This is a genomic window from Pseudoxanthomonas sangjuensis (genome assembly GCF_010211755.1).
Classification (GTDB): domain Bacteria; phylum Pseudomonadota; class Gammaproteobacteria; order Xanthomonadales; family Xanthomonadaceae; genus Pseudoxanthomonas_A; species Pseudoxanthomonas_A sangjuensis.
On the sequence record NZ_PDWR01000001.1, the window covers coordinates 36,457 to 50,027 of the forward strand.

The window sequence follows — 13,571 nt, forward strand, 5'->3', positions numbered from 1 at the left end:
CGAAGATGAGCATGACGAACAATCCGGATGGAAGCACAACCGTCGTGGTCACCCTGGAAGGCGGGGAATCCATCGCCGTACAGATTGCAGTCGACCACGATTACGCTCGGTTGGCGACACCAGTAGAGGATGGCGTCCGGGGCGTGTTTGCGGTCAACCTCGATTGTTGTCCCGGCACGGAGGCGCGGATATTGATGCTGCAGGTGATGGTACCGCCGCCGCCATCACCCTAGCCTGGTGAGTAGGGTGAGCGCGTAAGTATCCACCTGCGGCTGAGACACCTGGGGGGTATGGGCACCGGGTGCCCGTTCTACTTGAGTGCCTGCGAGGCGGGGTGTCGCTCCTACAGGGGCAGGCTCTTCTGCACCGGCGCGAAGCTGCGCCGGTGCTGCGGGCAGGGGCCGTGCGTGCGCAACGCGGCCAGGTGCTCCGGCGTGGGGTAGCCCATGTGCCGGTCGAAGCCGTATTGCGGCCATTGCGCGTGCAGTTGGCGCATCAGCCGGTCGCGCGCGACCTTGGCCAGGATCGACGCGGCCATGATCGCCGGTTCCCGCGCATCGCCGCCGACCAGCGCCTCGGCCGGGCAGGGCAGGTCGTCGGGGACCCGGTTGCCGTCGATGCGCGCGAACGCGGCCGCCGGCTGCAGCGCCAGCACCGCGCGGCGCATGCCGGCCAGCGTCGCCTGCAGGATGTTGAGGCGGTCGATTTCGTCCGCACCGACGAATTCGACGTGCCAGGCCAGCGCGCGTTCGACGATCAGCGGATACAGCGCTTCGCGCTTCGCCCCGCTGAGCTTCTTCGAGTCGTTGAGCCCGTCGATCGGGCGCGCGGGGTCGAGGATCACCGCGGCGGCCGCGACGGGGCCGGCCAATGGGCCGCGCCCGGCCTCGTCGACGCCGGCGACCAGCAGGAGCCCGGTCATCGCAGCACCAGTTCCGCCACCGCGTCGGCGGCGCGCGCCGAGGCGTCCTGCTTCAATTGCAGGTGCAGTTCCCGGTAACGCGGCAGCAGCGCGGCCACTGCCTGCGGATCGCGCAGCCAGTGCAGCACCGCGGCGGAAAGTTTTTCCGGCGTGCAGTCGTCCTGCATCAGTTCCGGCGCGAGGTCCTCGCCTGCCAGCACGTTCGGCAGCGCGTAGCGGTCGACCTTGAGCAGGCCCAGTGCCTTGACGATGCGGTAGGTGGCCGGCGCGATCTTGTAGCCGACCACCATCGGCTGCTTGCACAGCATCGCCTCCAGCGCGGCGGTGCCGGAGGCGAGCAGGGTCGCGTCGGCGGCGAGCATGCAATCGCGGGCCTGGCCGTCGAGCAGGCGCGCATCGGGCAAGGCGAAGCCGGCGAGGCGCGACGCGATCGCCTGCCGGCATGCCGCGTTCGCCGCGGGAACCACGACATGCAGGTCCGGCACCGCGCCGGCGACGAGTTCCGCCGCCTGCAGGAAAGGGCCGGCGAGGCGCTGGATCTCGCCCAGGCGCGAGCCCGGCAGGACCGCGAGCACGGTGGCGTCGACGGGCAGGCCGAGCCGGCGCCGCGCCGCGTCGCGATCCGGTTGCAGCGGGATCTGGTCGGCCATCGGGTGGCCGACGAAGCGCGCGTCGACACCGTGCCTGGCGTAGATCGGCGGCTCCATCGGGAACAGGCACAGCACGCGGTCGGCGCTGTGGCCGATCTTTTCCGCGCGCTGCTCGCGCCACGCCCAAACCGACGGACTGACGTAGTGCACGGTGCGCACGCCGCGCCGCTTGAGCCAGCGCTCGACCCCGAGGTTGAAATCGGGCGCGTCGATGCCGACGAAGACGTCGGGCCGCCACGCCAGGACGCGTTCGCGGAATTCGCGGCGCAACTTCAGCAGGCGCGGCAGGTGGCGCAGCACCTCGGCCAGGCCCATCACCGCGAGCTCGCCCGCATCGAACCACGTATCGCAGCCGGCCGCGCGCATCGCGTCGCCGCCGATGCCGGCGAACCGTACATCATCGAAGCCGGCATCGGAGAACCGCTGGCGCAGTTCGGCGACCAGCCCGGCGCCGAGCGCGTCGCCGGAGGCTTCGCCGGCCACCAGCGCAACGCGCATGGTGGAAGCGGCCGTCATCCGCGCAACAGCGGCCTCTCGCCGCTCTCGATGAAGTCGAGCAGGAAGCGCACGTCTTCGCTGTCCTTCGCCTGCTCGGCCAGTTGCTGCCTGGCTTCGGCCAGCGGCAGGCCGGCGACGTACAGGGTGCGGTAGGCGCGCTTGATCGCGGCGATGCGCCCGGCGTCGAAGCCGCGGCGCTTGAGGCCTTCGCCGTTGATGCCGCGCGGGCGGCCCTGCTCGTCGCCTGCGACCATCGTGAACGGCGGCACGTCGGCGCTGACCAGCACGCCCATGCCGAGGAAGGCGTGGGCGCCGACCCGGCAGAACTGGTGCACGCCGGCGAAGCCGCTCATGATCACCCAGTCGCCGACGGTGACGTGGCCGGCCAGCGTCGAGTTGTTCGAGAACACGCAACGGTTGCCGACGTGGCAGTCGTGGGCGACGTGGGTGTAGGCGAGGAACCAGTTGTCGTCGCCGACCGTGGTGATGCCGCCGCCGAAGCCGGTGCCGCGGTTGATGGTGACGAATTCGCGGATCAGGTTGCGGTCGCCGATGCGCAGTTCGACGCGTTCGCCGTCGAACTTCTTGTCCTGCGGGTCGCCGCCGATCGCGGCGTGGCCGACGATGCGGTTGTCGCGGCCGATCGTGGTCGGGCCGTGCACGCTGCAGTGCGGGCCGATGGCGGTGCCGTCGCCGATCACCACTTCCGGCCCGATCACGGTGAACGCGCCGATGCGGACGCCCGCGCCCAGCTTCGCGGACGGGTCGACGACGGCGGTCGGATGGATGTCGGCGGCGGCCACGTCAGCAGCTCGTGTCTTCGGCGCAGAGGATGTCGGCGCTGGCGACGGTTTCGCCGTTGACGCTGGCGACGCCGGAATACAGCGCCATGTTGCGGATCAGGCGCTTCAGGGTGACTTCCAGGTCGAGCCGGTCGCCCGGCACCACCATGCGGCTGAAGCGCGCGTTGTCGATCTTGACCAGGTAGAACATGCGGCCCGCGGTCTGGCCATCGTGCGAGAGCTGGATCAGCATGCCGCCGGCCTGCGCCAGCGCCTCGACCACCAGCACGCCGGGCATGATCGGGTGCTCGGGGAAGTGGCCGGTGAAGAACGGCTCGTTCTGGGTCACGTTCTTGTAGGCAAGCACGCGCTTGTTCGGTTCCAGTTCGACCACGCGGTCGACCAGCAGGAACGGATAGCGGTGCGGCAGCAGCTTGCGGATCGTCGCCGCGTCCACCGGCAATTGCAGGGCTTGGTTCACTTCTCCTCCTTCTTGCGCAGCTCGGCGAGCTGTCGCGCCATCGAATCCAGTTGCTTGAAGCGGGCCGCGTTCTTGCGCCAGTTGCGGCTGTCGTCGAGCGGCGTGCCGGACGCGTACACGCCGGGCTCGCGGATCGAACTGGTCACCAGCGACATCGCGTCGATCGTCACCTTGTCGCAGACCTCGAGGTGGCCGAGCACGCCCGCGCCGCCGCCGATCAGGCAATAGCGGCCGATCTTCGCGCTGCCGGCCGCCGCCGAGCAACCGGCCATCGCGGTGTGCGCGCCGATGCGGACGTTGTGGCCGATCTGGATCAGGTTGTCGAGGCGCACGTCTTCCTCCAGCACGGTGTCTTCCAGCGCGCCGCGGTCGATGCAGGTGTTGGCGCCGATCTCGCAATCGTCGCCGACCACGACGCCGCCCAGCTGCGGCACGTTGAGCCACTTGCCGGCTTCCATCGCCAGGCCGAAGCCGGCGGCGCCGAGCACCGCGCCCGGGAACACGCGCACGCGCTTGCCCAGGCGCACGCGGGTCACCAGGGTGACCCGCGCGATCAGCTCGCTGCCGGCGCCGACTTCGCAATCGTCGCCGATCACGCAGCCCGGGCCGACCACGCAGCCGTCGCCGACGGTCGAATTCGCGCCGATGCTGACGAAGGGGCCGATGTGCGCGCCCGGCGAAACCGTCGCGGAGGGATCGATGGCGGCGCTCGGGTGGATGCCCGGGGCGCGCGCGGGCTGCTTCTCGAACAGCGCAGCGATCTTGGCGAACGCGGAATAGGGGTCGCGCGCGACCAGCGCGGCGCGCGGCGCGGCCCCGGCATCCTCCTCGCGCACCACCACCACCGAGGCGCCGCTGTCGGCCAGCTGGCCGCGGTAGCGCGAGTTGGCCAGGAAGGCGAGCTGGCCCTCGCCGGCGCCGGCGAGGGTGGCGACGCCGCGCACCCGCGTGCCGACGTCCCCGCGCATGCCCAGGCCGAAGCGTTCGGCGAGTTCGCGGACAGTGAAGGACGGGGCGTTCATGGCGCGCTAGTTTACGTGCTGGTCCACCGGTCCGCTTGCGGCCGGCGAAAAAAAACGGGGCCCGGACGTGGCCGGGCCCCGCATTCGCGACGGTATGGAGGCGCCTAGAACGCGCCGCCGAAGGTGAATTGCAGGCGTTCGATCTCGTCGTTGTCTTCCTTGCGGAGCGGCATGGCGTAGCTGATCGAGATCGGGCCGACCGGGGCGCGCCACAGCAGGGCCACGCCGGCCGACGCGCGCAGCTGTCCGGCGTCGAAGTTGTCGATGCCGTCGTAGACGTTGCCGAAGTCGACGAACGCGGAGATGCGCGCGGCGTTGGAGTCGAACAGCTTCGGGAAGAACATTTCCAGCGCGCCGGTGGTCTTCAGCGAGCCGCCCAGCACCTGGCCGTAGGTGTAGCCGGCGATCGGCGTCGAGCGCGGGCCCAGGGTGTTGTCGCGGAAGCCGCGCACCGAGCGGGTGCCGCCGGCGTAGAAGTTCTCGAAGAACGGCAGGCCGGACGCGGTCACCGTCTTCACGTAGTCGCCCGACGTGGTCTCGCACGGGTCGCTCGGGGCCGGGCCCGGCACCCACACGTCCGGGGTGTCTTCGTCGCCGTCGGTATCCTGCCAGGAGCCGGGGGTGAAGCAGATGTTGCGGCTGACGTCGTTGCCGTAGCTGTCGCCGTAACCGATCTCGGCGCGGGTGTTCAGCACCAGCGACGGGCTCAGCGGCCAGTACTTGGAGAACTCGTAGTTGAGCTTGTAGTACTGGGCGGTGGAGCCGGGCAGGGTGAGCTCGGCCGAGATCCGCTGGTAGGTGCCGCGGGTCGGCATGAAGTAGTCGTTGCGGGTGTCGCGCGCCCAGCCGGCCTCCATGCGCCAGGCATGGAAGGTGCGCTGGCCGACGGCATCGACGTAGTCGATGATTTTCTGCGGGGTGTAGCCGGCGTAGGTGTAGATCTGGTTGAAGTCGATGCCGAACAGCAGCGAGACCGAGTCGCTCTCGCTGATCGGCAGGCCGAGGATGCCTTGCGCCGCGGCGCTGGTGGTCGAGTACTGCGCGGTGTTGTAGTTCGAGTAGTCGAACTCGCGCCACCACAGGTTGTAGCCCAGCGACATGCCCTCGTCGGTGAAGAACGGGTTCACGTACGAGAACGAATAGCGCTGCAGGTAGTCGCTGCGCTGCGCCTCGACCGAGACGCGGTTGCCGGTGCCGAGGAAGTTGTTCTGCGACAGCTGGATCGACGTGGTCATGCCGGACAGCTGCGAATAGCCCAGGCCGAACACGAAGCTGCCGGACGTGGTTTCCTTGACGTTGTACACGACGTCGACCAGGTCGGTGGTGCCCGGCACCGGCTGGGTCTCGACGTCGACTTCCTCGAAGTAGCCCAGCCGCTGCAGGCGAATCTTGGAGCGGTCGATCGCCGCCTGCGAATACCAGCTGTCCTCGAACTGGCGCATCTCGCGGCGCAGCACCTCGTCGGAGGTGCGGCTGTTGCCCTTGAACACGATCCGGCGCACGTTGACGCGCGGGCCGGGGACGATCTGGAAGTTGATGCCGACGGTGCGCTTCTCGCGATCGATGTCCGGGATCGGGTTGACCCGGGCGAAGGCGTAGCCGATGTTGGCCAGGGTGTTGGTGATGCCGTCGGAGGTGTACTCGAGCATGCGCCGCGAGAAGATCTGGCCTTTCCTGACCAGCAGCATGCGCCGGATGTTCTCCTCCGGCAGCACGGTATCGCCGCTGACCTGCACGTCGGAGACCCGGTACTGCTCGCCCTCGCTGATGCCGGCGGTGATGAACATGTCGCGCTTGTCCGGGCTGATCGACACCTGGGTGGAATCGAGGTTGAAATCGACGTAGCCGCGGTCGAGGTACCAGGCGTTGAGCTTTTCGAAGTCGCCGGACAGCTTTTCCTTCGAATACTGCGAGTCGCGCCGGTACCACGACAGCCAGTTGTGCTCCTTCGATTCCCAGCCGGCGAGGATGTCCTCGTTGTTGAACTTCTCGGTGCCGACCAGGTTGACGTGGCGGATCTTCGCCGCCTTGCCTTCCTTGACGTTGATGGTCACGTCGACGCGGTTGCGGTCCAGCGGCGAAACCGTCGGGGTGATCTCGACGTTGTACTTGCCGCGGTTGTTGTACTGGCGCACCAGTTCCTGGGTCACGCGGTCCAGGGCGAGGCGGTCGAAGGTTTCGCCCTCGGCCAGGCCGATGTCCTTGAGGCCCTTCATCAGGTCCTCGGTCTTGATGTCCTTGTTGCCGGTGAGGGTCAGCTTGTTGACCGCCGGGCGCTCGGCCACGGTCACGACCAGGATGTCGCCCTGGCGGTCCAGGCGGATGTCTTCGAAGAAGCCGGTCTTGTACAGGGCGCGGATCGCTTCGCCGACGCGCGCGCTGGTGACGGTGTCGCCGCGCTCGATCGGCAGGTAGGTCAGCACGGTGCCGGCGGAAATGCGCTGCAGGCCGTCGATGCGGATGTCGGCAACCGTGAATGCCGCGTCGCTGCTCGCCGGAAGCGCGACGGGCGCGGTGTCCGTCGTCTGGGCCCAGGCCGGTGCCGTGATGGCCGAAGCCAGGGCAAGGGCGAGCAGGCGGCGGGTGGGAAGTCGCGTCATCTTCGAATCCGGTGGGGAAAGGGTGTCGTTGGGCAGGCCGTGAGCCGGCTTGGAGGCCAGGAAAGGCGGAAAGTTCAAGGTCATCGGCTCACCAGGCGGAACGGAATATGTCGTTGTAGAACGCCAGCCCCATCAGGCCGGCGAGCATGGCCAGGCCCACGTACTGCCCGGCGACCATGCTGCGTTCGCTCAACGGACTGCCTTTGACCAATTCGATAAGGTAATACAGCAGGTGTCCGCCGTCCAAAACCGGGATCGGCAACAGGTTGACGATGGCCAGGCTCAACGAGACGGCGGCAAGGAACCAGAAGAACCAGCCCGCGCCGCGCTTGGCCGTGGCGTTCGCGGCGCGGGCGATGCTGATCGGGCCGGACAGGTTCTTCGCCGAGGCCTGGCCGGTCAGCATGCGCCGGATCATGCCCAGCGAATCGGCGGTCATCCGGCCGGCTTCGCGGAACGCGGCGGGTACCGCGGCCAACGGCCCGAGCCGCTGCACGGCATCGTAGGCCGGCTGTTCCATCTTCGGCGCGACGCCGATGCCGGTGTAGCGCCTGCCATCCGGCGCGGTCAGCTGCGCGGGCCGGATCGGGAAGGCGAGGCGCTCGCCCTGGCGGTCCACTTCGATCATGCCATCGCCGCCGCGCTTGGCCAGTGCGGCGATGGCGTCGGTGAAGTCGGTCCAGTTGTGCACGGGGCGGCCATCGAGGGCGGTGACCACGTCGCCGGCTTCGAGCACGCCCTGCGCGGGGCCGGGATTGACCTGGCCGATGGTCGCCGCGGGGATTTCGAAATTCCACGCGAGCCCGGCCAGCGCGGCCACGTTCGCCTGGTCGAAATCCCGCGGCAGCCGCGACAGCGGCAGGACCCGCGTGCGCTTGTTGCCCAGCGCGTCCTCGACCCGCACCCGCATGTCCTCGCGGTCGATCGCCGCGGTGGTCAGCGCCAGCGCTGCGTCGCCCCAGGTGGCGACTTCGCGCTCGCCGACCCCGACGATGCGGTCGCCGCGCGCGAAGCCGGCCTGCGCGGCGATGCCCTGGACGTGGCCGAGCGTGGCCGACCAGTCCTGCTTGCCGACCACCAGCATCGCCCACAGGAAGGCCACGCAGAGGACCAGGTTGGCAACGGGGCCGGCGGCGACGATCGCCATCCGCTGCAGCACCGGTTTGCGGTTGAAGCTCTGCTCCAGCTGGTCGGCCGGAACCGGTTCGTCGCCCGCGCTCCCGTCGAGCGTGCCTTCGTCAAGCATTTTCACGTAGCCGCCCAGCGGGATCGCGGCGACCGCGAATTCGGTGCCGTGGCGATCCGTCCGCGACCACAGCGGCTTGCCGAAACCCACCGAGAAGCGCAGCACCCTTACCCCGAACAGGCGCGCCACCGCGAAGTGGCCGAATTCGTGGAAGGTCACCAGCACGCCGAGCGCCACGATCATCCACCAGATTGAGCCTGCGATCTCGCTCATGCGTGTAGTGCCGGACTTGCGATGCGTTGGTGGGCGAAGCTGCGGGCCTGCGCATCGGCCGCCAGCAGCGCGTCCAGCGAGATCGCAGGCGTTGCGGGCAGCGCGGCGAGGGCGTCCTCGACCAGCGCGGGAATGGCTAGGAAACCGATCCGGCCCTGAAGAAAGGCTGAAACGGCCTCTTCATTGGCGGCGTTGAGCACGGCCGGCGCGGTGCCGCCGGCGTCCATCGCCTGCCGGGCGAGGCGCAGGCAGGGGAAGGCTTCGAGGTCGGGCGGTTCGAATTCCAGTTTCCCCTGCGCGAGCAGGTCGAGCCCGGCCACGCCCGATTCGATGCGCTCCGGCCAGCCCAGGCCCACCGCCAGCGCGGTGCGCATGTCCGGCAGGCCCAGTTGCGCCAGCGTGGAACCGTCGATGAATTCGACCAGCGCGTGCACCAGGCTCTGCGGGTGCACCAGCACGTCGATCTGCCTGCCGGGCAGGCCGAACAGGTGGTGGGCCTCGATCACCTCGAGGCCCTTGTTCATCAGCGTCGCCGAGTCGACCGAGATCTTCGGCCCCATCGACCATTTCGGGTGCGCCACCGCCTGCGCCGGGGTGATGTCGGCCAGCGCGTCGCGCTTGCGCCCGCGGAACGGGCCGCCGGAGGCGGTCAGCACGATCCGCCGCACGTCGCCCTGAGTCTGGCGTGAACGCAGGCACTGGAAGACCGCGTTGTGCTCGCTGTCGACCGGCACGATTTCGGCGTTCGCCGCGTGCGCCGCGGCGACCAGCAGCTCGCCGGCCAGTACCAGCGATTCCTTGTTGGCCAGCAGCAGGCGCTTGCCGGCGCGCGCGGCGGCCAGCGTGGAGGACAGGCCTGCCGCGCCAACGATCGCGGCGACCACGCTCTCGCAGGCGTCGCCGGAAACCAGTTCGTCCAGCGCCCGGCCGCCGGCGTGCGCCTGCGTGTCGAGGCCGGCCGCGCGCAGGCCGTCGCGCAACGCGACGAACCGGTTTTCGTCGGAAATCACCGCATGCGCGGGACGGTGCGCGGCGCACAGCGCGAGCAGCGCGTCGACGTTGCTGCCGGCGGCCAGCACGCTGGCGCGCAGGCGCCCCGGGTGGCGCGCGATCACGTCCAGCGCCGATGCGCCGATCGAACCGGGGGCGCCGAGTACCGCGACTTCGCGCAGGCCGCTGGCATTGGCCGATACCGCCGTCATCTCACAATCCGAGCAGGTCCTTGCCGATGGCGAACACCGGCAAAGCGGCCAGCACGCCGTCGATGCGGTCGAGGACGCCGCCATGGCCGGGGATCAGGTGGCCGGAGTCCTTGGCGCCGACGTGGCGCTTGAGCAGGCTTTCGAACAGGTCGCCGGCCACCGAGAACAGCACGGTGACCGCGGCCAGCAGCAGCATCGCCGGGACCTGCGCCGGCGCCAGGCCGGCGAGGATGGCCAGCAGCACGCCGACCGCGACGCCGGCGACCAGGCCGCCGAGCAGGCCCTCGAGGGTCTTGTTCGGACTGATCCGCGGCGCCAGCTTGCGGCCGCCGAACCACTTGCCGCCCCAGTTGATGCCGGCGAAGTACGCGCCGCTGTCGGCGGCCCAGACGATGGCCAGCGCGGTCAGCAGCCAGACGTGGCCCTGCCTGACGATGGGCCAGTGGGTCGGTTCGGTGTCCTGCGCATGGATCAGCGCCAGCGCGCACCACGCCGGCACGACGGCCAGCACGCCGGCGCCCAGCTTGAACGCGCGCGCCCAGGTTTCGTGGTCGGAGGCGAAGTCGAAACGGCGCAGCCACAGCAGCGCGGCCAGCCACCAGGCCACGCCGAGCAGCGCCACCAGCTGGAACAGCACGAAGCTGTAGCCGGCCGCTGCGCGCGAGGCCCAGACGATGGCGACCATCAATGCGACGTTGGCTGCCAGCAGCACCGTGCGGTGCAGGGTGTCGTCGACTTCGGCCAGCTTGAACCACTCCCACAGGCCGACCAGGAACACGAGCGCGGCCAGCGCCACCAGCCACGGCGTGGGCAGGAACAGGATCGCGGCGATGGCGATCGGCGCCATCGCCAGCGCGGCGAGCACGCGGGTACGGGTCATGCGGCGGTGCTCTCCGTGGATTGTTGCGGGCCTTTTGCGATTTGCGCGCCGGTCAGGCCGAAGCGGCGTTCGCGCCCGGCGAAGTCGTCGAGGGCTTCCTGCAGCAGCGCGGCATCCAGGTCCGGCCACAGCGTTTCGGTGAACCACAGTTCGGTGTAGGCCAACTGCCACAACAGGAAGTTGCTGATGCGGTGGTCGCCGCCGGTGCGGATGAACAGGTCCGGCGCGGGCAGGTCGGCCAGCGCCATCTTCGCCGCCACCGCTGCTTCGTCGATGTCGTCGGCGCGCAGCCTGCCGGCGGCGACATCGGCAGCCAGCGCGCGCGCGGCGCGGGCGATGTCCTGGCGGCCGCCGGAGCTGGCGGCGATGCTCAGGTGCAGGCGCGTATTGCCCGCGGTCAGCGCCTCGGCGTTGTCCATGCGTTCGCGGATCGGCGCGGCGAAGCGCTCGCGGTTGCCGATGAAGCGCACCCGCACGCCGCGGCGGTGCAATTCGTCGACCTCGCGTTCCAGCGCGTTGAGGAACAGCTTCATCAGCGCGCCGACTTCTTCTTCCGGGCGGCCCCAGTTCTCGCTGGAGAACGCGAACAGGGTCAACGCCCCGATGCCCTTGTCGAGGCAGAAGTCGATGCACACGTTGACCGCGCGCGCGCCGGCGCGGTGGCCGATGGCGCGCGGGCGCTTGCGGCGCTCGGCCCAGCGGCCGTTGCCGTCCATGATGACGGCGAGGTGGCGCGGGATGCTTGCGGGAGGGGCGGCTGCCATTGGGTGCCCGGCCGCGTCAGACCGCCATCAATTCCTGTTCCTTGGCCTTCACCACGTCGTCGACGTCCTTGATCGACTTGTCGGTGAGCTTCTGGATTTCTTCCTCGGCGCGGCGCACGTCGTCCTCGGTGATCGTCTTGTCCTTCAGCAGGTCCTTGATCTGCTGGTTGGCGTCGCGGCGGATGTTGCGGATGGCGACCTTGGTGTCCTCGCCTTCGCCGTGCACGACCTTGCTCAGTTCCTTGCGGCGCTCTTCGGTCAGCGCCGGCAGGTTGAGGCGGATGGTGGTGCCGGCGGTGTTCGGGGTCAGGCCGAGGTCGGAGGCGAGGATCGCCTTCTCGACCGGGCCGACCATGTTCTTTTCCCACGGGGTGATGGTCAGCGAACGGGCATCGGCGACGACCACGCTGGCGACCTGGCTCAGCGGCATGTCCGAGCCGTAGTAGCTGACCTTCAGGTGTTCGACCAGCGCGGTCGAAGCGCGGCCGGTGCGGACCTTGATCAGCGTGTGGCGCAGGGCCTCGATGCTCTTGGCCATGCGCGTCTGCGCGTCTTTCTTGATTTCGTTGATCATGGACGGTTACGTGCCCTGTGGCTTAATCGCCGGATTATAGGCGATGCCCGCCAATTCAGGGCCCGGTCGTGCCCTGTTCAATGCTCATGGTGCGGCGCGGCATGATGCTGGTCGTGGCCGCAACCGCCGCCGCGCTCGATCTGCAGGGTGGCATGGCCGATGCCGAAGGCGTGGTCCAGCGCGTGCGCGGTATCGTCGATGAAGCGGTCGTGGCCGCCGTCGTCCGGACGCACGAGGTGCGCGGTCAACGCGATCTGCCCTGCGCCCAACGGCCAGATGTGCAGGTGGTGCACGGCGGCCACGCCGGGCTGGCGGGCGAGGAAGGCGGCGACTTCGGACTGGTCGATGCCGGACGGCACCGCATCCATCGTCGCATCGAAGCTGTCGCGCAGCAGGCCCCAGGTGCCGACGGCGATGACCAGTCCGACCAGCAGGCCGGTCAACGGGTCCAGCCACCACCAGCCGAAGGCGAGCATGCCGATGCCGGCGAGCACCGCGGCCAGCGAGACGGCGGCGTCGGCGAGCAGGTGCAGGAAGGCGCCGCGCCTGTTGAGGTCGTGCGCGTGGCCGCCGTGCAGCATCCATGCGGCGAGCAGGTTGACGGCGATGCCGATCGTGGCAACGACGATCACCGGCATCGCGGGAATGCTGGGCGGATCGCCGAAGCGGCGGATCGCTTCCCATAGCAATGCGCCGGAGAAGCCGATCAGCAGCAGGGCGTTGGCCAGCGGCGAGAGCAGGGTGGCGCGGCGCCAGCCGTAGGTGTGGCGTTCGGTCGGCGCGCGCTTCGCCAGCGCCGCGGCACCCCAGGCCAGGCCGAGGCCGAGCACGTCGCCGAGGTTGTGCAGGGCGTCGGAGAGCAGGGCCAGCGAGTTGGTGAAGAAGCCGTAGCCGGCTTCGAGCGCGGTGTAGGCGAGGTTGAGCAGCACCGCTGCGGCGAAGGCGCGCGTCGAGCCGTGGTCGTGGTGGTGGTCGCCGTGGTGCGAATGGGCCATGCGGCTAGGGTGTCGACGGAGATCGGCGGACACTATCACAGCGGGAAAAGCCCCTTGCAGGAGCGCCCGGCAAGGGCGCGACCGCGAAGCACGGGGTTTTATGGCCGGGGCTTCCAGCCAGATCGCGACTGCCTCCACCACGTGGCGAAACCCCGGGGTGCGCTTCGTTGTGCCCGGGCTGCGGCGTTATCGGCCGAATTGCGATTCGCAGGGGTTGCCGTCGCTATCGCCGTCCATTTTGGTGTTCGGACAATGACGGATGAAGAACACTGCCTCTTCGTATGAAGTCATTTGCGAGCAGTATTCGCGGCCGTCGCATTGGAATTTGTTGCCTGCTGCAGGTGGCGCGGCCGAGGCGGATGGCTCCGGGGCCGCGAACCGGGTTGCGGCCTGGCGGGCGGTGTACGCCTTGTAGCCCACCGCGCCGATCGTGCCAATTGCCAGCAGGGCCACGATTCTGCCGGCGAAGCCGCTGCCGGTCTCCGGCAAATTGCGACGTTGCGGAGTGCGTGCTGCGCGTTGGCCGCCAGGTCGCATCACGCGAACGGCGCGTGGCTTCCCGTTGTTGCCTTCTTCCACTTCGTAGGACACGAGCTCGCCGACGCGAGGCCGAACGCCATCGCGGGGGAATGCGGAAACATGGACGAAGATTTCGTCGGAGTCGGCGGCCGGCGTGATGAAGCCGAACCCGCGGTCGTCATTCCATCTGGACAACGTGCCGTGGGTTCGCGTCGACATGGGG

General features: G+C 69.2%; 14 protein-coding genes. 1 reads left to right on the plus strand and 13 read right to left on the minus strand.

The features are described from left to right. The first annotated feature begins 5 nt into the window (after window positions 1-5). On the plus strand, window positions 6-233 hold the full coding sequence (locus CSC71_RS00175; protein ID WP_162372320.1) for a hypothetical protein: 228 nt from the start codon (window positions 6-8) through the stop codon (window positions 231-233). Window positions 234-343: 110 nt separating this feature from the next. Here the strand turns inward: CSC71_RS00175 and rnhB are convergent, their stop codons facing one another. From rnhB to CSC71_RS00240, 13 genes are all read right to left on the minus strand, one after another. Further along, on the minus strand, window positions 344-922 hold the full coding sequence (gene rnhB, locus CSC71_RS00180; RefSeq protein ID WP_162372321.1) for a ribonuclease HII: 579 nt from the start codon (window positions 920-922) through the stop codon (window positions 344-346). After that, window positions 919-2,088, minus strand: a complete 1,170-nt coding sequence (lpxB, locus tag CSC71_RS00185; RefSeq protein ID WP_162372322.1) for a lipid-A-disaccharide synthase — start codon at window positions 2,086-2,088, stop codon at window positions 919-921. Before lpxB ends, rnhB begins: the two co-directional genes overlap by 4 nt. Next, window positions 2,085-2,873, minus strand: coding sequence for an acyl-ACP--UDP-N-acetylglucosamine O-acyltransferase (lpxA, locus tag CSC71_RS00190; protein WP_162372323.1), 789 nt, complete (start codon window positions 2,871-2,873; stop codon window positions 2,085-2,087). Before lpxA ends, lpxB begins: the two co-directional genes overlap by 4 nt. A gap of 1 nt (window position 2,874) precedes the next feature. After that, a complete protein-coding gene (gene fabZ / locus CSC71_RS00195) occupies window positions 2,875-3,333 on the minus strand; it encodes a 3-hydroxyacyl-ACP dehydratase FabZ (protein WP_162372324.1) in 459 nt (152 codons plus the stop codon). Continuing rightward, entirely contained in the window at window positions 3,330-4,355 is a 1,026-nt protein-coding gene (gene lpxD / locus CSC71_RS00200) for a UDP-3-O-(3-hydroxymyristoyl)glucosamine N-acyltransferase (RefSeq protein WP_162372325.1), read from the minus strand. Before lpxD ends, fabZ begins: the two co-directional genes overlap by 4 nt. 104 nt (window positions 4,356-4,459) lie before the next feature. Continuing rightward, window positions 4,460-6,955: an outer membrane protein assembly factor BamA gene (bamA, locus tag CSC71_RS00205; RefSeq protein WP_162372326.1), complete on the minus strand. Its 2,496-nt coding sequence runs from the start codon at window positions 6,953-6,955 to the stop codon at window positions 4,460-4,462. An 88-nt stretch (window positions 6,956-7,043) separates the two neighbouring features. Then, complete coding sequence (gene rseP / locus CSC71_RS00210; protein WP_162372327.1) at window positions 7,044-8,414, minus strand: RIP metalloprotease RseP; 1,371 nt, start codon at window positions 8,412-8,414, stop codon at window positions 7,044-7,046. Continuing rightward, window positions 8,411-9,616: a 1-deoxy-D-xylulose-5-phosphate reductoisomerase gene (gene dxr / locus CSC71_RS00215; protein WP_162372328.1), complete on the minus strand. Its 1,206-nt coding sequence runs from the start codon at window positions 9,614-9,616 to the stop codon at window positions 8,411-8,413. The genes rseP and dxr overlap by 4 nt, the downstream gene beginning before the upstream one ends. Window position 9,617: 1 nt before the next feature. Then, window positions 9,618-10,496, minus strand: coding sequence for a phosphatidate cytidylyltransferase (locus CSC71_RS00220; protein ID WP_162372329.1), 879 nt, complete (start codon window positions 10,494-10,496; stop codon window positions 9,618-9,620). Continuing rightward, window positions 10,493-11,260: a polyprenyl diphosphate synthase gene (uppS, locus tag CSC71_RS00225; protein ID WP_162372330.1), complete on the minus strand. Its 768-nt coding sequence runs from the start codon at window positions 11,258-11,260 to the stop codon at window positions 10,493-10,495. Before uppS ends, CSC71_RS00220 begins: the two co-directional genes overlap by 4 nt. Window positions 11,261-11,276: 16 nt before the next feature. Next, window positions 11,277-11,834 (minus strand): ribosome recycling factor, encoded by a 558-nt coding sequence (frr, locus tag CSC71_RS00230; RefSeq protein WP_162372331.1) that lies wholly within the window; start codon window positions 11,832-11,834, stop codon window positions 11,277-11,279. 77 nt (window positions 11,835-11,911) lie between these two features. After that, complete coding sequence (locus CSC71_RS00235) at window positions 11,912-12,829, minus strand: cation diffusion facilitator family transporter (protein WP_162372332.1); 918 nt, start codon at window positions 12,827-12,829, stop codon at window positions 11,912-11,914. Window positions 12,830-13,015: 186 nt separating this feature from the next. Further along, the gene (locus CSC71_RS00240) at window positions 13,016-13,567 is read right to left on the minus strand and encodes a cold shock domain-containing protein (protein ID WP_162372333.1); all 552 of its coding nucleotides are present in this window, start codon (window positions 13,565-13,567) and stop codon (window positions 13,016-13,018) included. Between the last annotated feature and the right edge of the window lie 4 nt (window positions 13,568-13,571).

Excerpts from the sequence above, each read along its gene's own strand:
- CSC71_RS00220 (WP_162372329.1), bottom strand. The coding sequence starts at position 10,496 with ATGACCCGTACCCGCGTGCTCGCCGCGCTGGCGATGGCGCCGATCGCC.
- rseP (WP_162372327.1), bottom strand. The coding sequence starts at position 8,414 with ATGAGCGAGATCGCAGGCTCAATCTGGTGGATGATCGTGGCGCTCGGC.
- CSC71_RS00175 (WP_162372320.1), top strand. The coding sequence starts at position 6 with ATGAGCATGACGAACAATCCGGATGGAAGCACAACCGTCGTGGTCACC.
- CSC71_RS00240 (WP_162372333.1), bottom strand. The coding sequence starts at position 13,567 with ATGTCGACGCGAACCCACGGCACGTTGTCCAGATGGAATGACGACCGC.
- rnhB (WP_162372321.1), bottom strand. The coding sequence starts at position 922 with ATGACCGGGCTCCTGCTGGTCGCCGGCGTCGACGAGGCCGGGCGCGGC.
- CSC71_RS00235 (WP_162372332.1), bottom strand. The coding sequence starts at position 12,829 with ATGGCCCATTCGCACCACGGCGACCACCACCACGACCACGGCTCGACG.
- lpxB (WP_162372322.1), bottom strand. The coding sequence starts at position 2,088 with ATGACGGCCGCTTCCACCATGCGCGTTGCGCTGGTGGCCGGCGAAGCC.
- frr (WP_162372331.1), bottom strand. The coding sequence starts at position 11,834 with ATGATCAACGAAATCAAGAAAGACGCGCAGACGCGCATGGCCAAGAGC.
- bamA (WP_162372326.1), bottom strand. The coding sequence starts at position 6,955 with ATGACGCGACTTCCCACCCGCCGCCTGCTCGCCCTTGCCCTGGCTTCG.
- dxr (WP_162372328.1), bottom strand. The coding sequence starts at position 9,616 with ATGACGGCGGTATCGGCCAATGCCAGCGGCCTGCGCGAAGTCGCGGTA.
- uppS (WP_162372330.1), bottom strand. The coding sequence starts at position 11,260 with ATGGCAGCCGCCCCTCCCGCAAGCATCCCGCGCCACCTCGCCGTCATC.
- lpxD (WP_162372325.1), bottom strand. The coding sequence starts at position 4,355 with ATGAACGCCCCGTCCTTCACTGTCCGCGAACTCGCCGAACGCTTCGGC.